Source organism: Streptococcus mitis (assembly GCF_047464035.1).
Taxonomy (GTDB): Bacteria; Bacillota; Bacilli; order Lactobacillales; family Streptococcaceae; genus Streptococcus; species Streptococcus mitis_DX.
Window position 1 is genome coordinate 39,441 of record NZ_JASHCQ010000010.1, and the last position, 18,437, is coordinate 57,877.

The window sequence follows — 18,437 nt, forward strand, 5'->3', positions numbered from 1 at the left end:
TAAATCACTATGATTTAATACAATTCACAGTTATTAAAACTTCTGCTCCCTCGTCTCTATTTCTAAGCTCAACTCGGCCTTTGTGTAGTTTTGCAACTCTACATACAAAACTTAGTCCAATACCATAATGTTGCTCTTTATACGATCTAGCTTTATCCATACGATAAAAGAGCTTTCCAAAATTAGTTAAAACTTCCTCTGGAAATTCCGAACCATTATTCCATATACCTATTTTCAATTCCTTCCCCTCTTGCTCTACTCTAATTTTAATTTTAGGATTCTGTTTATCAGCGTATTCCAAAGCATTTGTTAAAATATTTTGTATGGCACGAATCAGAAGAGATTGATTTATATAATAGTTTTCAGTTCCTTTCACATTTTGTTCAAAAGAAAACTTCATCTGATTTTTTATCAAAAAAGAGACTTCTTTCTCTAATTCATTGATAAAATCTGAAGAGGAATACTCCGTCCAACCTGTCTCATCATCATAATAGGTTTTAGAATAGTGAATCAATTGATTGAAATAATCTAGTAACTGTTGACTAGCTCTTTCTATATCTGCTAAGCATTCTTGAGATTGGTCGTTTTCAGTTATCGTCTGCAAAAATTCCACATTTCCCCTAATAATGGTTAAGGGAGTTTTTAAATCATGAGAAGCTGCTGAAACCTGAAACATCAAATCTTCCTTCTGCTGTTTCTCATTAACTATTAATTGTCGAATTCTATCTTGCATCACAATAATCCGATTTCCTGTCTCGCGAAATTCTTTAACCGTTAAACTTTCTGTACATTCCTTCTTCAACCACATACTATTTTCATAAATCAAAGTCATTTCATAACTCAGTTTTTTCAACAATTTTCCAATGTGATAACTTATTAGAACAATCAATAAAACACAAATATATATCCATGATGACACATTAAAAAAGATTGATAGAACACCACTATTGTTTAAAGTTTTCCCATCTTCATTTATTTGTATAGATACTGAAGCTAAGGGAATAAGATAGGCCATTAGTAAGCCAAGACTAAACTGCCAAATAATTCTCCAACAGGTTTCTCGAATTAATTGTCTAAAACTTTTGATTCTACCCATTGATATCCTCCACCGTATAAGGTTTTAATTGGATTTAATTGATAAGGTTTCAACTTTTGACGAATTTGATAAATGTACTCTGAAACCGAACGTAAGAGCGCTTCTGAACTTTGTGGATATAGATAATTATAAATTTCCTCAATAGAATATATTTTACTTGGGTTGCTTGCCAAAAGATTCACTATGTCAAATTCCCTCCTTGTCAGAGCAATCTTATCATCGTTTACAAATAGTTCCTTACTATCCGTATATAGTATAAGCTTCCCAATCTTTATTTGATGAACATTTCCTTTAATCCGTTCTTCACGACGTAAGTGCATTTTAACACGTGCTAACAATTCTTGCATACTAAAGGGCTTCATAATATAATCATCAGCACCTGCATTAATTCCAGCTACTAAATCTTCATCCATATCCTTAGCAGTTATAAAACAGATAGGAACAGTTATCTGCTCGCGAATCATCTGACAGATTTCTAAACCACTAACAGGCATCATAATATCTAATAAAATCAAGTCAAATCCTGTAAAATCACAAAGATCAATCTCTTCTATCTTATTTCGTATGACTACTTCATATTTTTCATATTCTAGTACTTTTTTTATTAGGCGAAGAATAGCAAGATCATCATCTACAACCAAAATTTTATAAGCCATAACTCACCCTCCTGAATATATTATAGCACTACCTGAGAAAAAGACAGGATATCCCCTGTCTTTAGCGTACATTTTTTCCTATGAGTATCAATGTAGCAAATAGAAAAACAATTAACAACCAAACTATTTGTATCCCTAAGCCTTGCCACACTGGATAATAAAGAGACAATGGATAGGTATAAAAACAATTCATACTAGCTAATAATGGTAAATTTCTAAAAAAAGAACTGAATTGTAGTAACATTTGCCCCAACCCTAATAAAAGGGATAAACTGATTCCCAAAATTAAGATAAAAGACTGGGAAATAAATACAAAAATACCACTTAAAAGAGCGAAGGTTAGAATAGAAATACAAGCTGGAAATAGAATTGTTAGAACATGTTTAATATTGCTCAAAAGATTGATATTGTAGTATCCTTGGGCGATTAGTACGCATAATGATATTACAGCGACCAATAGGATAATTTCAATACATAATAGAATAGCTAGTTTAGATATTATAAATTTCAAACGATTTGGACAGGTAAGAAAACTGGTACGAAGGCTAGAACCTGTAAATTCTTGACCTATAAATAGAACCGCTAGACTAACGAAACCTGCCTGTCCTAAATAGAGACTTTGCAGTAGCTGTTCCAAAACAAACTGTAGAGTCAACTGGTCTGGCTTACTATTTAAAAAAATAACTAACGCTGGAACACACAGTAATAGAGCACCTATAACCAACCAGTGCCAAGGATTCATCATAAACTTGAGATACTCACTTTTAAGTTGCTCTTTCAACTTATTCACCTCCTCCAATATCTGACTTAAGTAATCGGTAGATTGCTAAAGCCAAGAATGAGAAGTTCCAACAAAGTAAAAATAAAATATTTTGTAAACTATTATGTTCTAAAATTTGAGGAGATGTAGCAATCAATCCTTGCCCCAATGCAACTGGAAGAAATTTTGCAACCGATATATAGTTTGCTAAGAATGTTCCTAAATTGTAGACTTGGGGAAGCAAAAATAATAGAGGAACAATGGCTGTTTTAAATGTCAAAGCCATAATATAGGCTAGAAGTCCCAACAAAGTCCAAGCTATACTGGCTAAAAACATATAGAACCAAACTGTTCCATTTAGTGAAAAAAGCAATAAGCCATCTTGTCCTAAAACATAATGTGTCATGTTAATCGTAAAGAATATTGATAGAAAAGAAATGAAAAAAGAAAATACAAGCCAAACTAATGTTTTTGAAACTAGGAAAATACTTCGATTTGTAATAGAGAGGAGACTTGTACGAATAGCAGAGCATTTATACTCCTCGGCTCCGTAAATTGAACCTAGGATAATCATAATAAAAACACCAAATAAAGTGACATCAAAACCTAAAAATTCAATAGGAGGTATAGCTTCTGCTAATTCTGGATTTGTCTCTGGTGTAGCATGGATACCAACTGAAACAATTTGAGAAGCACCAATATTTGCTAAAAACGTTTGAAATACCAGTATCAAGAATAATACAACATGAGTAGCTCTCCTATAAAGCAATTTCAATATTTCAGAATGAAGAGAGTATATAAGTGCCATGTCACTTTCTTCCCTCTGTTAAACTAAAGAAGACTTCTTCTAGTGAAGAAAGATTTTTCATCACTTCTTGTAAAGTGCCTTTTATAAGAACTTTTCCTTTATTTATGATAACTACATCATCTGTTACTGCTTCCACTTCCGATAATATATGAGATGATAGCAAGACTGTCTTCCCTTCTTGAGCTTGTTTTTTTATAAACTCTCTAAACCACCGAATTCCTCTTGGATCCAACCCATTAGTTGGTTCATCCAATATCAGATATTGAGGATTTCCTAATAGAGCTGTTGCAATTCCTAATCGTTGTCCTTCTCCTAATGATAATTTCCCAATTTTAGATTTTTTCTTATGGCTAATATCCACCATATCCAAGACTTGATCAATTCGCTGACTGGATATCCCATTACTAGCAGCAACAATTTTCAAATGTTGATAAACAGTCCGATCATCAGGAGCACCTACACTGTCAAATGAAGCTCCTACAGTCTTTAGAGGAAATTTTAATTCCTTATAAGTTTGATCTCCAATTTTGGTAAGACCAGATGTTGCTTTGTCTAATCCTAATAAAATACGTAAGGTTGAACTTTTTCCAGCTCCATTTGGACCTAGGAAAGCAGTCACTCTACCTGCTTTTGCTTCAAAAGAAATATCTTTTAAAATTTGAGCTTGGCCATACGACTTACATAAATTTTTAATGGTAATACTTTGTTCCATGATGTTCCCCTATTCTATTTAATATTTCTACAAGTAACTATATCTTACAGATTCTTTTTCGGATTTTTTTCAGAATTTCAAGAGTCAAAAGATTTAATACTCAATGAAAATCAAAGAACAAACTAGGAAGCTAGCCGCAGGCTGCTCAAAACACGGTTTTGAGGTTGTAGATAAGACTGACGAAGTCAGTCACATATATACGACAAAGCGACGCTGACGTGGTTTGAAGAGATTTTCGAAGAGTATAAAATTTTGTTTCATTTAATTATCTATATTTGTGTAAATTTAAAAGCCCGATGTTTCCATCAGGCTTCTTTTTTATCCATGTACACGTTTCATATAGTCTTGGTAACTTTCGGTATCCATGAGTTTTTTAGCGTTCTTAACGCGGTCTGCTGTTGGTGGTTTGACTCCTTCGAGGGAATATGGAATTCCCAATTCACGCCATTTGAATTCACCCATGGTGTGATAAGGTAGAATTTCAAACTTATCCACATTTTTGAGGGTCTTGACGAATTTCCCAAGTTCAATCAGGTCATCGTCTCTGTCTGTCAATCCTGGAACTAGCACGTGGCGAATCCAGACAGGTTTTCCAATATCTGATAGATATTGGGCACAGGCCAAGATATTTTTATTGGTTTGGCTAGTGACAATCTTGTGCTGTTCTTCGTTGATTTCCTTGATATCCAAGAGGACCAAGTCAGTGACAGCCATGAGTTTGTCAAACTTCTCAAGGTAACGTGGTTTATTACGGAAAGGAAGGGCACAGGTATCCAAGGTACAGTGGATTCCGTGTTCTTTGGCCTTGGTAAAAAGGGCAATCAAGAAATCAATCTGCAAGAGGGCTTCTCCTCCACTGACTGTAATCCCACCCTTATTCCCCCAGAAACCGCGGTAGCGCAAGGCCTCTGTCAAAACATCATCTACCGTCCGTTCACGTGATTTATTGGACTCCATAGCCCAAGTGTCTGGGTTGTGGCAATACTGGCAACGCATGTGACAGCCCTGCAAAAAGACAATAAAGCGAATACCAGGCCCATCTACTGACCCAAAGCTTTCTGTCGAATGCACCATTCCTGTCACTTGTCCATAATCAATTGTTTCTTCAGACATATCGTTACCTTCCTTGAAAACGTTTTATAGTTTTATTATATCACGACTTGAAGGAAAAACAAGATTTTTGCCTATTTTTTAGAAAGCAATCTGTTTTTCAATTTCATTTTCAATTACTTATCATTTTATTCTTCAAAATCAAAGCCATACAAGGTTGCAAAGTAGTCCTCAGGGCGCTCTGCACGGCGGATTTGACGGACTTTGCCTTCTTCGGTATAGAGGATTTCCGCAGAACGAAGTTTGGCATTGTACTGGTAGCCCATTGAAAAACCGTGAGCACCTGTATCATGAATTACCAGCAAATCACCGATTTCTGTATGAGGCAGTTCGCGATTCACTGCAAATTTATCATTGTTTTCACAGAGTGAACCAACCACATCTACCACTTCAGCTGGTCCATCTGGATGGGTCACGTTAGTAATATGATGGTAGGCGCCGTACATGGCTGGACGCATGAGGTTGACTGCTGATGCATCCACACCCAGATAAGTACGGTAGGTTTTTTTCTTATGAGTCACTCTTGTGACTAAAGCACCGTGAGGTGCCAACATAAAACGACCCAATTCGGTAAAAATCTTGACCTGACCAAGACCTGCTGGCGTAAGAACTTCTTCATACACCTTACGAACTCCCTCACCAATCAAGGCGATATCGTTCGGCTCCTGGTCTGGACGATAATTGACACCAATACCGCCAGAAAGATTGATAAAGTCTAGCGAAATGCCCAACTTTTCCTTGATTTCAACAGCCAATTCAAAAAGCTGACGAGCCAACTCTGGATAATAGAGATGGGTTACGGTATTGGACGCTAGGAAGGAGTGAATCCCAAAAGTCTTAGCTCCTTTTTCCTTCAAGATGGCAAAAGCTTCAAAGAGCTGGTCCTTGGTCATGCCAAACTTGGCTTCTCCAGGATTGTCCATGATGTCTGTCCCCAGTTCAAAAACGCCTCCAGGATTGTAACGACAAGAGATGATTTCTGGAATACCTGCTGCACGCTCTAGATGTTCAATATCTTCAAAGGCATCCAAGTTAATGGTCGCACCCAATTCACGCGCATAGGCATATTCCTTATCTGGCGTGTTATTTGAAGAGAACATGATCTCAGAACCAGGGAAATTCAATTTATGACTCATCAAAAGCTCCACATAACTAGAGCAGTCCACGCCACAGCCTTCCTCTTGGAGAATTTTCAAAATAACTGGGGTTGGAGTAGCCTTAACTGCAAAATATTCCTTAAAGCCCTTGTTCCACGAAAAGGCTTGGTTGACGGCTCTTGCCTTCTCACGAATTCCCTTCTCATCATACAAGTGAAAGGGAGTCGGGAACTCGGCAACAATCTTTTCCAAGTCTTCTTTATTGATAAATGGTGTTTTCATAAGTTTCCTTCTATTCTATTTGCAAAGAAAGGCTGGGACAATCGTTCCAACCTTTAGTTCTATCTCTTATTTATCTTCGTCAAAGATATTGCCAACCTCAACATCGATGGCTTGGTTCTTGACATCAATATTGGTTACCTTCAAGAGTGACTTGTAGTCAAACTGCTTTTCACGTTCTTCTTGGGCATTGTCCGCAAAGACCGCTACACCAGCCAATTCTGAATCAAACTCACGCAAGAGACTGATCATCCCATTGACAGTTCCGCCACCTTTCAAGAAGTCATCCACAATCAAGACACGGCTGCCTGCCTTGAGACTACGTTTTGAAAGGAACATTTTCTCAATGCGGTCACCACTTGAACCTGAAACATAGTTGACGCTGACAGTTGAACCTTCGGTAATTTTCAGGTCACGGCGCACAATAACAAAAGGAACATTGAGGACATTGGCAACTGCATTTGCAAGTGGAACACCCTTGGTCGCTACGGTCATAACGGCATCAATTTTTTGGTCCATAAAGCTCTTGGCAATAATGCGACCAATATTTTTCAAGATAGCTGGTGTGCTAAGCAAATCAGACAGGTAGATATAGCCACCTGGCAAAATACGGTCACTTTCTGACAACTTGGCACGCAAGTCCTCAACCATTTCCTTGGCATCATGGCTTGAGATTGATGGTGTGAAAATGACACCACCACCAGCACCAGTTACTGTCTGGATATGACCGATTTCAATTTCCTCAAAGGCGCGTTTGATAATTACGATATCCTCTGAGATGGATGATTTAGCAGATTCATACTTTTCAGCAAAAGTATTAAGACTAGTTAGTTTATAAGGATTATTAATCAAATAGTTGGAAATGACAACCATCCGATCACTTCTTCTTAATTTCATTTCTATTTCCCACTTCATTTAATTTTGATATTTTATCTATTATACCATATTCACATAAAAAAACGAACATTCTTATCCTAAAAAATGCTCATTTTTCTTAAATTGTTAATCTAAATCTGGTTTATAGAAGGAACGATTGTCCATAGCGAAGATTTTATTGGTCATCTCTCCTTTATCCACCAAAGCAAGAGCAGTTGACATCATCATCATGCTTGCATCCAGATTGTCAATCATATGGATAATCTCTGCTTCCATAATGCGTGGACGGACTGGACTTCCATACTCAAGCAAGCCGTGATGACTGAGGATGACGTGACGAAGCAAAACGACTTCTTCCTTGGTATCATCAATGCCGAGTTCCATCACTGTCTTGGTAATTTCGCTATCAATCAGAGCGATATGTCCAAGAAGATTACCTCGCACTGTGTACTCGGTCTGGTCTGGTCCCGTCAACTCAATGACCTTAGCCAAGTCATGCAGCATAATCCCCGCATAGAGCAGGCTCTTATTGAGCTGAGGATAAACTTCGCTAATAGCATCTGCCAAACGCACCATGGTTGCAGTGTGGAAAGCCAAACCCGTTTCAAAGGCATGGTGGTTGGTCTTGGCTGCTGGATAGGAGTAAAATTCCTTATCATACTTGGTGTAGAGATTTCGGACAATCCGTTGCCAGACAGGATTTTCAATTTTAAAAATCATTTGCGACATATAGTCACGGATTTCCTTGACATCAACTGGCGACTTGACCTTGAAATCAGCTGGATCATTGGGTTCACCAGGCTGAGGCAGGCGGAGAGTAATTTGATTGACTTGAGGGGTGTTGTTATAAACTTCTCGGCGTCCTTTCATGTGGACAACCTTACCTGCGGTAAAGGCCTCAACGTTATGAGGTTGAGCATCCCAGAGTTTCCCTTCAATCTCGCCACTATCATCTTGGAAGGTAAAGGCTAGGTAGTTTTTCCCAGCGCGAGTTTGTCTAAGGTCAGCTGACTTGATTAGGTAAAAGCCTTCAAACAGCTCATCTTTTTTCATGTGACTAATCTTCATATTCTTCCTCATTTTCTTGGAAATGGAGTAGATCAAGCGCAGGCTCACCTTCTGACAACTCAATGTGACGGAGCGTCCGCTCGATAGCTGTGGTGCGACGGTTTAATAATTCATCAATATTGCCAGAGGCATGTTGGAGATGTTTTTGTGCCTTGACCAGAATACCACCAAACTTGCCAAACTCGGTTTTGACACTGGCAAGCGTCTTGCTGATATGGTCGGCACTCTTTTGGATATTAAGGGTTTTGAAACCAACTGATAGGGAATTGAGAAGAGCTGATAGGGTACTTGGACCTGCGACAATAATCTGCTCCTCCCGTCTCAAATCATCAAAGAAGACCGGATTGCGGACGATTTCTGAGTAGAGACCTTCTGTCGGAACAAACAAAACTCCAAAATTGGTAGTCCGAGGCGGTGCTATGTACTTGCTCTTGATATCCTTGGCAAAGCGTTTGACGCTGGCTAGGAGCGACTTACGACAGCGTTCGATCTCGTCCTTGTCACCCGCTTCATAGGCTTCTTCTAAGCGGTAATAATCTGCCAGTGGAAACTTGGAGTCAATCGGTAAGTAGACATATTCCTGGTCACCCTGTCCAGGCAACTTGATGGCATACTCCACTCGTTCACTAGAGTTTTCAACCGTTGCGTATTCTCGTTCGTACTGGGCAGGTGTCATGATGTCTTCGATGATTTGCCCCAGTTGCAATTCTCCCAGAATCCCTCGCGTCTTGGTTCCAGAGAGAACCTTGTTAAGAGCTCCGACATCACGGGCAACTGTCTGCATTTCGCCAAGACCACGATTGACTGACTCCAGTTGTTTGGAAACTGTCTCAAAGGAAGCTTGTAAGCGCGTCTGCAAGGTCTTTTCCAACTTTTCCTCGACTGTCTGGCGCATTTGTTCCAAACGTTGCTCATTTGATTCCTGCAAGGCTTGGAGACGTTGGTCGGTCTTATCTCTGGTTTGGAGGAGATTATCTGTCATTTCTTGACGAACTTGAGTCAGACCTTGGTGCAATTCCATTCGCACTTCTTGCAAACGGTCACTGACAGCCACTTCCAAATCTTTTTGATCTAACTGACTGGCTTGTCTGGCTTGTTCAAAGCGGTAGTCCAACTGGTCTGACAAGTGATCTGCCTGATCCTCCAAGCTCTTACTTAGATGTTTTTCCTGCTTATCCTGCCTTTGCCAAATCAGAAAGAGGCCAGCAAGGTTGGCAATCAATAATAGAACAAGTAAACTTTCCATCCTACCTCCTGTCCTTGCTATGCAGCACGACTACATAGCCATCTGGGCAAGTCACCGACACTTCCCTATCTATATATTCGTTAGAAGCGTACACTTTTTTAAAGAAAAAATTTTCCTCAGTCAACTCATACTTAGCACCGAGAATAGTCAGCTGGCTATCCCGAACTGGCATAAAGGCTAGATAGTCATAGTCTAAACGAGGTTCTAACTGACTGGTCCCTTCTGGACAATAGGCAATCAAATTTTGCCCATCTTCAATCGCTATCTGGCGCATATAGGGAGCCAACTTAGGATTGCTAGGTAGAAAGACGTTAGCTAGCATATGATCAATACGACCACCCAAAGCACCGAAAATAGTAACCTGAGCCTGAGAATTTTGCTCAAAGATGGTTAAGAGAGCCAATTCCAGATCTGTATCATCTTTTTCTGGTCGGGCTTGAACAAAATGCTGGGCACGTTTTTGAATCACCTGTCGCTCTTCTGCAGTAACAGAATCAAAATCCCCAACTGCTAGAGCAAGAGGCAGCTTTTCTTCCAAGACCCAGAGCGAGCCTCGATCCACACCGACAAAGCAATCAAAGTCTGTCCGATAATGACCGCGGTCTCCGCCTGCAAAAACGGCAACCCTAGTCCAGTTGTTTTCTGAGAGTTTGTACTCGCTCATTGACATCTCCCTTAAAGACATAGGAACCTGCTACAAAAACGGTCGCACCAGCTTCTTTAGCTTGGGCAATAGTTTGGTCATCAATCCCACCATCCACTTCAATCTCAAAGTTCAAACCTTTTTCCTCACGAAGGGCAACCAACTCACGGACCTTATCCATGGTCTCTGGTAGAAAGGCTTGCCCACCAAAGCCTGGGTTAACTGTCATGACTAAGACTTGGTCAACTAGGTGAAGCACGTGCTTGATGGCTTCAACTGGTGTGCCAGGATTGATAACAACTGAAGGCTTAACTCCGAGTGAACGAATTTTTTGGAGGGCACCATGAATATGGGGCGTTGCTTCCACATGGATACTGATGATATCCGCACCTGCACGCGCAAAGTCTTCTAAATGATGCTCTGGATTAGCTACCATCAAGTGGCAGTCGAAGACCATCTTACTATGAGGACGAAGAGCTTCAACCACACCTGCACCAAAACTGATTTGTGGCACAAAGTGCCCATCCATGATATCGATATGGGCATATTCTGCCCCAGTTGCTTCTAGGCGTTTGATTTCACGTTCAAAGTTGGCATAATCTGCTGCCAGAATTGACGGAGCAATCTTGTATTGAGACATAGGTTTCTCCTTATTTTGGAATTTTTTTGCTGACTTTTTTATAGGTTTCTCTGCGATTTTCAATCTCACTGAGGAATTGCAGGTAGTTGTCAAAACGGAAGGTGGCAATGGCACCCTCTTCTACTGCCGGCTTCACTGCACAGGACGGCTCATGGGTATGGGTACAAGTGCGGAATTTGCAGTTTCGACTGACACTAGCAATCTCTGGAAAGGCCTGATTGAGGTCTTCAGCCGTTGATACTTCATAATCCAATGATGAAAAACCTGGTGTGTCTGCGATTTTACCTCCATTGAGATTATAAAAACTAACTGCTCGAGTAGTGTGGCGCCCGCGACCCAGACTGTCTGAAATTTCTCCTGTTTCAAGATTGAGGTCTGGTGCGATTTTATTGAGAAGTGTTGACTTCCCAACACCTGTCTGCCCCATAAAGACCGTAACCTTGCCTGTCAATAAAGGCAGGAGTTCCTCTTTACTGGTCACAAAGTCATAGCCGATATCACCATAGGTCTGTTGGTAAAAATCCAGTTCCCCTCTATCTTCCAGTAGGTCCATTTTGGAAATATAAACGATGGGATGGATGTCCTTGTGCTCCAAAAGAACCAAGAAACGATCCAGCAAATTGCTGTTAAAATCAGGTTCCTTGACTGACATGATTACTACAGCTTGGTCAATATTAACAATTGGCGGACGGACTAGGCTGTTTTTTCGTTCGTGAATCTTGAGGATATAGCCTTCTGAATTTTCCTCGGCAGAAAAATCTACCCAGTCCCCAACATAGGGTGTATGACCTTTTTTACGGAAATTCCCACGCGCGCGTGTTTGATAGACCTGGCCATCACTCTCTACATAATAGAACCCAGCCAAGGCTTTAATGATTTGTCCCTGCATCTTAGAGTCCTTGCCCTTTAAGTGCATCTGCTAGACTGGCAAATTCTGCCAAGCTGAGAGCTTCCCCACGCACACTTGGTGACAAGCCTGCTTGGTCCAAAGCCTTGGTCAGCTTGTCCTTGACCTCTTCAGTCTTACCAAAGTAACCTGTCAAGTTATTCCATAAGGTCTTGCGGCGATGGGTAAAACTAGCCTTGGAAACCTTAAAGAAGAAGTTCTCGTCTTCCACTGCTACAGCCGGCTCTGGACGGCGCACCATTTTCAAGATGGCTGAGTCCACATTTGGCGCTGGCACAAAGACCGTACGAGGCACGATGAAGGCAACCTTGGCAGTCATGTAGTACTGAACCGCAATCGACAAGCTACCATAAGCCTTGGTATTCGGTTGAGCGGAGATGCGGTCTGCCACTTCTTTCTGCATCATAACCACAAACTCACTAAACGGAATGCCACTTTCAATCAAGTGCATGAGAATAGGCGTTGTGATGTAGTAAGGAAGGTTTGCTACGACCTTGATGGGCAGGTCAGGATTTTTAAAATTCTGGATATGCTGCGCCAAATCGACCTTGAGAATGTCCTCGTTGACTACGGTCACATTGTCAAAATCACGCAAGGTATCTGCCAAAATGGGCACTAAACGATGGTCAATTTCAAAGGCCATAACCTCTGCTGCACGCTCAGCCAGAAACTCCGTCAAGGCACCAATACCTGGCCCGATTTCGATGACATTAACCTGGTCATCAATCTCAGCCGTATCCACGATTTTTTGAAGAATATTGGTATCCGTCAAAAAATTTTGCCCGAAGGACTTTTTAAAGGTAAAACCGTGACGCTCCAGCACTGCCTTGGTCACGCTGTAATCTGCAATTCTCATCTATTCTCTTTTCTATTATCTGTTACTTCTATTGTAACACATTCCCCTTACATTTGGGGTCTGCTTAGCTGTTCTCATAAGATTTCATAGCTTCTTCCACTTCTGCCAAGGTAACCCCAAACAACTCTAGGCGTTTGAGGAGTTGCTTGCCGTTGGAATAGCCAATTCGGAGAGCCTCTCCTAGATATTCTCGTCGCTTACGGCTGTCTGCCCCTGCTAGAAAACCAAGGCGAATCAAGTCGCTACGACTGATATCAAACTGACTCTCATGTTCAAATTGTTCTGTAATCTGAGCTAGAGCCATTTTCAGGTCTTCATAGCTGGCATGCTCAATTCCCAGAGAACGGCCCTTGGTCTTGGACTTGGGAACAGCTTCATCTCGTTTGAGGAAGGCATGCTGAACTGTTGGAATAGCCGTCATAATCATGCGACGAATCCGCTCCCCATTAAAATCTGGGTCTGTAAAGACAATGACTCCATGAAGCTCATGTAGGCGCTGAATACGTGCAATATCTTGCTCATTGATGGCAGAACCTCGTGTCTCATAGGTCTCTACATCGAAATAGCGTTTGAGATTGGCCGTATCATCGCGCCCTTCGACCACGATAACTTGGGAAATTTTTTCTTTCATTACTTGCTGTCCAATCCAAAAATTCGTTCTGCATTTGCAGTTGTTATCGCCGCTAGCTCTTCTGTCGTCATACCACGTAAGTCGGCGATAAAGTCCACTACATAGCGAGTGTAGGCTGTTTTATTTTCACGACCACGTTTAGGAACAGGAGCCAAGTAAGGCGCATCCGTCTCCACCAAAATCTTGTCCAAAGGAAGTTCTCTAGCCGCCTCTTGGATGTCGGTGGCCTTCTTAAAAGTCACCACTCCTGAGAAGGAAATAGTCATGCCAAGCGCGACAAACTTCTCTGCCCACTCAAGAGTCCCTGAAAATGAGTGCATAATCCCACCACGAGGACCAACGCCCTCACTTTTGATAATCTCATAGGTATCTTCCAGCGCATCACGAGTATGGACAACAAAAGGTAAATCCAAGTCCTTAGATAACTGAATCTGACGGCGAAAAACCTGCTCCTGCACCTCTTTTGGCGCTGTCATCCAATGGTAGTCCAAACCAATCTCACCTAAAGCAACAACCTTGGGATGCTTGAGCTTATCAAGCAAGTAGGCTTCAATCTCCTCCGTGTAAGTCCCTGCTTCTGTCGGATGCCAACCAATAGTCGCATAGAGCTGGTCATACTCATCTACCAACTCCAAGGCACGCTCAATCGTCGGTTTATCAAAACCAACAATATTCATCTGTGTCACACCCATCTCAGCAGCTAAGGCGATTTCTTCTGCCTCATGACCTGCAAATTCTTCTACATTCAAGTGTGTATGTGTATCAAAAATCATCTCTTCTAACCTCGTTTTCTATCTTCTATTATACCAAAAAACTGCCCTCTCTCCTCATCTGTACAAAATATTCTAAAATCCATCGTCGTCTCTTGACGCTATTTTCCCAAAGCAGTATAATAGCACTTATTGAAATTTTCAGAAAAGGAAAATACAATGTTTACAAAATTAAAACAGACCTTTATCGGTCGTCCTCTTAAGTCCTTAACAGAAGGCGAGGGAGGTCTGCTGGGAAAAATGCAGGCCTTGGCCATGTTGTCAAGCGACGCTCTATCTTCCATTGCCTATGGGCCTGAGCAAGTAGTCCTCGTCTTGGCTAGTCTCTCTCCTCTTGCGATATGGTGGAGTCTTCCTATCGGCCTCTTTGTCCTCCTACTCCTAGCTAGCCTGACCGTCTCCTACCGTCAAATCATCCATGCCTACCCTCAAGGAGGAGGGGCCTATATGGTTACTCGAGAAAATCTATCTCCCGAACTTGGCTTAATTGCTGGAGGTAGTCTGCTGGTTGACTACATGCTGACTGTGGCGGTATCGGTGTCATCTGGAGCCGATGCTATCACAGCAGCTCTCCCTGCTCTCCACCCTTACAACCTCCACATTTCCATTTTTCTAGTTTGCTTGCTTATGCTCTTGAATTTACGGGGCTTAAAAGAATCTGCCAGTTCACTGATGATTCCTGTCTATCTCTTTATCATCAGTACTGTCTTTCTCTTGCTCTACGGAATCTTTCAACTAATGACAGGGTCTCTCAGCTATCAGGCAACTTCACCTATTGGGCATGCTGCTCCGAGCCTGTCTATCGTTCTCATTCTAAGAGCCTTTACCAGCGGCTCTGCCTCTCTGACAGGAGTTGAAGCTATTTCAAATGCCGTTCCCTTTTTCAAGGCTCCGAAAGAAAAGAATGCCGCTCAGACCTTGACCATCATGGCCTTGATTTTAGGTTTTCTTTTTGCAGGCATTACCTTCCTAAACTACTGGATGGGGATTATGCCTCAACACGGAGAAACTATTCTTTCACAGATGGCTCAAGGCATCCTTGGTAATTCCTTCTTAGGTCACCTTGGCTATTATATCTTCCAATTCTCCACAGCCTTGATTTTGGCCGTAGCTGCAAATACTGGCTTTTCGGCCTTCCCTATGCTAGCTTACAATATGGCTAAAAACAAATACATGCCCCATCTCTTTATGGAAAAAGGAGACCGCCTAGGCTACTCTAATGGAATTTTAACTCTGGCTTTTGGGGCTATGATTCTTCTTCTCATTTTTAATGGCAATACCGAACGTTTGATTCCCCTTTATACTATCGGGGTCTTCGTTCCCTTTGCCCTTTCTCAGACTGGGATGATTCGCCATTGGAAAAAAGAAAAAGGGGCAAATTTCTTAAAACCTGCCCTTGCCAATATCCTTGGAGCTATCATTTGCTACGCTATCGTGCTAATCCTGCTCTTTTTCCGTCTCAGTGATATCTGGCCTTTCTTCCCGATTATTCTCGTACTCACCCTACTTTTCTTGGCCATTCACAGTCATTACCAAAAAGTTGCCCAACAACTACGACTCTATGAAGGAATCGAAAAACGTACTTACGACGGCAATCTGGTTCTGGTCCTCGTAGGAAATGTCACCCGAGTCAGCGTTGGAGCCATTAACTACGCCCAAAGTATCGGTGACGAAGTCTTAGCCATGCACATTTCTACTAAGGAAACAGCAGAGAAAGACCAAGAAATTCTCCAAGAATTTGCCGATTACTTCCCAACCATTACTCTGAAAAATATCAAGACCAGCTACCGCGATATCATCACGCCTACTGTCAAGTATGTCAAACGGATATCCGAGGAAGCCCAGAAAAAGAACTATACAGTCACTGTTCTGGTACCCCAGTTTATCCCTAATAAACCTTGGCAAAATATCCTGCACAATCAGATGAGTCTCAAACTCAAATACGCCCTTCGTTGGCACCAAGACGTCGTTGTCGCTAGCTACTCATATCACTTAAAAGAATAAAGAAAAGGCCCTACCAGAACCAATAAGCGTCTGGTAAGGCCTTTTTCTGAATCCTATCACTATGCTTAACTGCAAAGCATGACTAGGAATATTATTGAATGTGGTTAGCTAAATCTTCCTGAGCTTTTTTATTTGACTCAGCTTTTTCTTTTAGCCATTTTTCGTAGAGTTCTTGGTACTGTTTAACAGTTACTGGCTCTTTTTGTAATTCAACATATTTGTAGTTATCCGCATTTCCTTTATGACCAACGAATGAGAATGGTCCTGTAAACGGTACAGTCTTACGGAAGATTGGGTTAGCTCCACCACTTTGAACTGGTAGGAACAAGGCGCTATCTGTCAACCAAGCTTGGGCTTCAGCATATTTTTCATAGCGAGCTTGAGTATCTGTGATTTCTGCGTCTGCCTGATCCAAGAGTTTCTTGTAGTCAGCAAGACCAATCTTGTCCTTAACTTCCTTGTCTTTTCCTTCAGACAAGCCCATGTTTTTCAACTGAGAACCTGTATCTGGATTAAGGATATCTAGGTAAGTTTTAGGATCTGAGTAATCTCCACCCCACCCTGAGATGTCAATATCGTAGTCTTTTTGTTCTGCTGTATCTGCAAAGTAGGTTGCTTGGTCTTTTTCATCTGGAGAAAGTTGGATAACATCGATGACCACATTCTCCTTACCAAGGGTTTCTTCCACTGTTTGTTTGAAAGAGCCGGCCTGTTGCACATCTAATTTAGCAGTCTGGTCAACTGGCATATCCAAATGAATTGGGAAAGTTACTCCCTGAGCTTGAAGACTTTCTTTGGCCTTCGCAAACTTCTCTTTGGCCTTTTCAGGATTCAAGAAGGCTTGTTTACCATCGTTTAGGTCGATATTTGCCCAATCTTTACCGTAGTTGACAATTTTCTCATTGACAATATCACCGAAGTTCTTATCACCAACTTGGACAAAGTTACTTGGTGTAACCGTGTTACGCAAGATACGGTCTGCTCCATCTTCACCATTTGTCTGTGCTGCATAGGCATGACGGTCAAAGGCAAAGTTGATAGCTTGACGGAAATCTTTATTCTGCATAGCTGCGCGTGAATCTGTCTTTTCCTTATCAGACTGTTTCATCGTCTGCTTATAGCTTTGACGATTAACGTTGAAAAGATAGTAGAAAGTAACTGAGTTTTGTGGTGTATAGGTAATCTTGTCCTCATTTCCCTTCTTAAGCTCAGCAAATACTGAACTTGTTGGGAAAATACGACCATCTGTATAGTTACCATCCAAGAATCCTCTTGCAATACTGTCTTGGTCAGAACCGTCAAAGAAAGAGAGTTTCACTTTCTCGATTTTGACATTGTCCTTATCCCAGTAGTTAGGGTTTTTATCAAACTCAATCAAAGATTTTGATGTGAAGGACTTAAACAAGTAAGGACCATTTGACAAGATACTTGATGGTGTCACACTTCCAAAGTCATCTCCCTTAGACTTCAAGAAAGCTTCATTTACAGGACTAAGAATACTTGCTGTTGTTTTAGAGTTCCAATAACTCTCAGGTTGGTTGAGAGTGTATTGTAGCGTGTAATCATCCACCGCCTTAACACCAACAGTTGCAAAATCAGATGATTTCCCTTCAACATAGTCTGCTAGTCCCTTGATAGAGTCTTGTACCAAGTACAAGTTTTCAGCCTTTTTATCAGCCGCATACTTGAGACCAGTCACAAAGTCATGAGCTGTTACATCCGCATACTCTTCTCCTTCAGAAGTATACCATTTAGCTCCCTGACGGATTTTATAAGTGTAAGTCAAACCATCTTTTGACACTGTCCATGACTCAGCCATAGACGGGATGAGATTGCCATACTGGTCATTTTCTAACAAACCATCAATCAAGTTGGTTGTGATACTAGATGTAGAATCTCGTGTAGAGGTAATATAATCCAAGGTATCTGGGTTATTGACAAAGATATAAGAGTAAGTCTTGTCTGCATTACTTGATTGGGAAGACCCACATGCCGCTAGAGCTAGACCTGCTGTCAAAGCCATAGCTCCAAAAAGCATAACTTTTGATTTCTTCATGATTATTCTCCATTTTTACAGTATGTGAAATATTATACACTATTTGAGCAAAAATATAAAGCCTTTTGAACTTTTTTTACAAAAATAAAAATCAGTGCTAATTTCTCAAAGTAACTTCCACTTGCCCAACCAAAGTGGAAATTAGTCTAAAACGGATTTTTATGGTGGAATTAAGTGTGAGACGTTTGAGTTAGAAATGAGGTCTACTATGACAAAACATAA

At 41.1% G+C, this 18,437-nt stretch carries 18 protein-coding genes; 1 reads left to right on the top strand and 17 read right to left on the bottom strand.

From position 1 onward, the window contains the following. Positions 1 to 7: 7 nt before the first annotated feature. The 16 genes from QM818_RS04870 to QM818_RS04945 all read right to left on the bottom strand — a co-directional run bounded on the left by QM818_RS04870 (position 8) and on the right by QM818_RS04945 (position 14,158). Positions 8 to 1,096: a sensor histidine kinase gene (locus QM818_RS04870; protein WP_049515998.1), complete on the bottom strand. Its 1,089-nt coding sequence runs from the start codon at positions 1,094 to 1,096 to the stop codon at positions 8 to 10. Further along, on the bottom strand, positions 1,066 to 1,752 hold the full coding sequence (locus tag QM818_RS04875) for a response regulator transcription factor (RefSeq protein WP_000323581.1): 687 nt from the start codon (positions 1,750 to 1,752) through the stop codon (positions 1,066 to 1,068). The genes QM818_RS04870 and QM818_RS04875 overlap by 31 nt, the downstream gene beginning before the upstream one ends. A 61-nt stretch (positions 1,753 to 1,813) precedes the next feature. Beyond that, positions 1,814 to 2,533 (bottom strand): ABC transporter permease, encoded by a 720-nt coding sequence (locus QM818_RS04880; protein WP_094753040.1) that lies wholly within the window; start codon positions 2,531 to 2,533, stop codon positions 1,814 to 1,816. Between the two features lies 1 nt (position 2,534). Beyond that, positions 2,535 to 3,320 (bottom strand): hypothetical protein, encoded by a 786-nt coding sequence (locus QM818_RS04885; RefSeq protein WP_049486673.1) that lies wholly within the window; start codon positions 3,318 to 3,320, stop codon positions 2,535 to 2,537. A gap of 1 nt (position 3,321) precedes the next feature. Beyond that, a complete protein-coding gene (locus tag QM818_RS04890) occupies positions 3,322 to 4,032 on the bottom strand; it encodes an ABC transporter ATP-binding protein (protein ID WP_049486674.1) in 711 nt (236 codons plus the stop codon). Between the two features lie 318 nt (positions 4,033 to 4,350). Continuing rightward, positions 4,351 to 5,145, bottom strand: coding sequence for a pyruvate formate-lyase-activating protein (gene pflA / locus QM818_RS04895; RefSeq protein ID WP_001288286.1), 795 nt, complete (start codon positions 5,143 to 5,145; stop codon positions 4,351 to 4,353). Between the two features lie 125 nt (positions 5,146 to 5,270). Continuing rightward, entirely contained in the window at positions 5,271 to 6,521 is a 1,251-nt protein-coding gene (locus tag QM818_RS04900; RefSeq protein WP_203175240.1) for a diaminopimelate decarboxylase, read from the bottom strand. A 66-nt stretch (positions 6,522 to 6,587) separates the two neighbouring features. Next, the gene (gene purR, locus QM818_RS04905; protein WP_004238844.1) at positions 6,588 to 7,415 is read right to left on the bottom strand and encodes a pur operon repressor; all 828 of its coding nucleotides are present in this window, start codon (positions 7,413 to 7,415) and stop codon (positions 6,588 to 6,590) included. A 105-nt stretch (positions 7,416 to 7,520) separates the two neighbouring features. Further along, positions 7,521 to 8,462 (bottom strand): 3'-5' exoribonuclease YhaM family protein, encoded by a 942-nt coding sequence (locus QM818_RS04910; RefSeq protein WP_020903082.1) that lies wholly within the window; start codon positions 8,460 to 8,462, stop codon positions 7,521 to 7,523. Further along, positions 8,452 to 9,708 (bottom strand): DNA recombination protein RmuC, encoded by a 1,257-nt coding sequence (locus QM818_RS04915; protein ID WP_061590035.1) that lies wholly within the window; start codon positions 9,706 to 9,708, stop codon positions 8,452 to 8,454. Before QM818_RS04915 ends, QM818_RS04910 begins: the two co-directional genes overlap by 11 nt. Before the next feature lies 1 nt (position 9,709). Beyond that, the gene (locus QM818_RS04920) at positions 9,710 to 10,372 is read right to left on the bottom strand and encodes a thiamine diphosphokinase (protein ID WP_070482204.1); all 663 of its coding nucleotides are present in this window, start codon (positions 10,370 to 10,372) and stop codon (positions 9,710 to 9,712) included. Further along, complete coding sequence (gene rpe, locus QM818_RS04925) at positions 10,335 to 10,991, bottom strand: ribulose-phosphate 3-epimerase (protein WP_000084990.1); 657 nt, start codon at positions 10,989 to 10,991, stop codon at positions 10,335 to 10,337. Before rpe ends, QM818_RS04920 begins: the two co-directional genes overlap by 38 nt. A 10-nt stretch (positions 10,992 to 11,001) precedes the next feature. Next, the gene (gene rsgA / locus QM818_RS04930) at positions 11,002 to 11,880 is read right to left on the bottom strand and encodes a ribosome small subunit-dependent GTPase A (RefSeq protein WP_049546673.1); all 879 of its coding nucleotides are present in this window, start codon (positions 11,878 to 11,880) and stop codon (positions 11,002 to 11,004) included. Between the two features lies 1 nt (position 11,881). Further along, complete coding sequence (gene rsmA, locus QM818_RS04935) at positions 11,882 to 12,754, bottom strand: 16S rRNA (adenine(1518)-N(6)/adenine(1519)-N(6))-dimethyltransferase RsmA (protein ID WP_001216838.1); 873 nt, start codon at positions 12,752 to 12,754, stop codon at positions 11,882 to 11,884. Between the two features lie 64 nt (positions 12,755 to 12,818). After that, a complete protein-coding gene (rnmV, locus tag QM818_RS04940) occupies positions 12,819 to 13,385 on the bottom strand; it encodes a ribonuclease M5 (RefSeq protein ID WP_000659993.1) in 567 nt (188 codons plus the stop codon). After that, positions 13,385 to 14,158, bottom strand: coding sequence for a TatD family hydrolase (locus QM818_RS04945; RefSeq protein ID WP_033684736.1), 774 nt, complete (start codon positions 14,156 to 14,158; stop codon positions 13,385 to 13,387). Before QM818_RS04945 ends, rnmV begins: the two co-directional genes overlap by 1 nt. A gap of 156 nt (positions 14,159 to 14,314) precedes the next feature. On the opposite strand from QM818_RS04945, the gene QM818_RS04950 reads away from it, so the two are divergent. Beyond that, positions 14,315 to 16,159: an APC family permease gene (locus tag QM818_RS04950; protein WP_254754147.1), complete on the top strand. Its 1,845-nt coding sequence runs from the start codon at positions 14,315 to 14,317 to the stop codon at positions 16,157 to 16,159. Between the two features lie 91 nt (positions 16,160 to 16,250). On the opposite strand, the gene QM818_RS04955 is transcribed toward QM818_RS04950, so the two are convergent. Next, complete coding sequence (locus QM818_RS04955; RefSeq protein ID WP_254754148.1) at positions 16,251 to 18,215, bottom strand: peptide ABC transporter substrate-binding protein; 1,965 nt, start codon at positions 18,213 to 18,215, stop codon at positions 16,251 to 16,253. Between the last annotated feature and the right edge of the window lie 222 nt (positions 18,216 to 18,437).

Coding starts and splice junctions, on each gene's coding strand:
- QM818_RS04870 (WP_049515998.1), bottom strand. CDS start 1,096: ATGGGTAGAATCAAAAGTTTTAGACAATTAATTCGAGAAACCTGTTGG.
- QM818_RS04875 (WP_000323581.1), bottom strand. CDS start 1,752: ATGGCTTATAAAATTTTGGTTGTAGATGATGATCTTGCTATTCTTCGC.
- QM818_RS04885 (WP_049486673.1), bottom strand. CDS start 3,320: ATGGCACTTATATACTCTCTTCATTCTGAAATATTGAAATTGCTTTAT.
- QM818_RS04890 (WP_049486674.1), bottom strand. CDS start 4,032: ATGGAACAAAGTATTACCATTAAAAATTTATGTAAGTCGTATGGCCAA.
- pflA (WP_001288286.1), bottom strand. CDS start 5,145: ATGTCTGAAGAAACAATTGATTATGGACAAGTGACAGGAATGGTGCAT.
- QM818_RS04900 (WP_203175240.1), bottom strand. CDS start 6,521: ATGAAAACACCATTTATCAATAAAGAAGACTTGGAAAAGATTGTTGCC.
- purR (WP_004238844.1), bottom strand. CDS start 7,415: ATGAAATTAAGAAGAAGTGATCGGATGGTTGTCATTTCCAACTATTTG.
- QM818_RS04910 (WP_020903082.1), bottom strand. CDS start 8,462: ATGAAGATTAGTCACATGAAAAAAGATGAGCTGTTTGAAGGCTTTTAC.
- QM818_RS04915 (WP_061590035.1), bottom strand. CDS start 9,708: ATGGAAAGTTTACTTGTTCTATTATTGATTGCCAACCTTGCTGGCCTC.
- QM818_RS04920 (WP_070482204.1), bottom strand. CDS start 10,372: ATGAGCGAGTACAAACTCTCAGAAAACAACTGGACTAGGGTTGCCGTT.
- rpe (WP_000084990.1), bottom strand. CDS start 10,991: ATGTCTCAATACAAGATTGCTCCGTCAATTCTGGCAGCAGATTATGCC.
- rsgA (WP_049546673.1), bottom strand. CDS start 11,880: ATGCAGGGACAAATCATTAAAGCCTTGGCTGGGTTCTATTATGTAGAG.
- rsmA (WP_001216838.1), bottom strand. CDS start 12,754: ATGAGAATTGCAGATTACAGCGTGACCAAGGCAGTGCTGGAGCGTCAC.
- rnmV (WP_000659993.1), bottom strand. CDS start 13,385: ATGAAAGAAAAAATTTCCCAAGTTATCGTGGTCGAAGGGCGCGATGAT.
- QM818_RS04945 (WP_033684736.1), bottom strand. CDS start 14,158: ATGATTTTTGATACACATACACACTTGAATGTAGAAGAATTTGCAGGT.
- QM818_RS04950 (WP_254754147.1), top strand. CDS start 14,315: ATGTTTACAAAATTAAAACAGACCTTTATCGGTCGTCCTCTTAAGTCC.
- QM818_RS04955 (WP_254754148.1), bottom strand. CDS start 18,215: ATGAAGAAATCAAAAGTTATGCTTTTTGGAGCTATGGCTTTGACAGCA.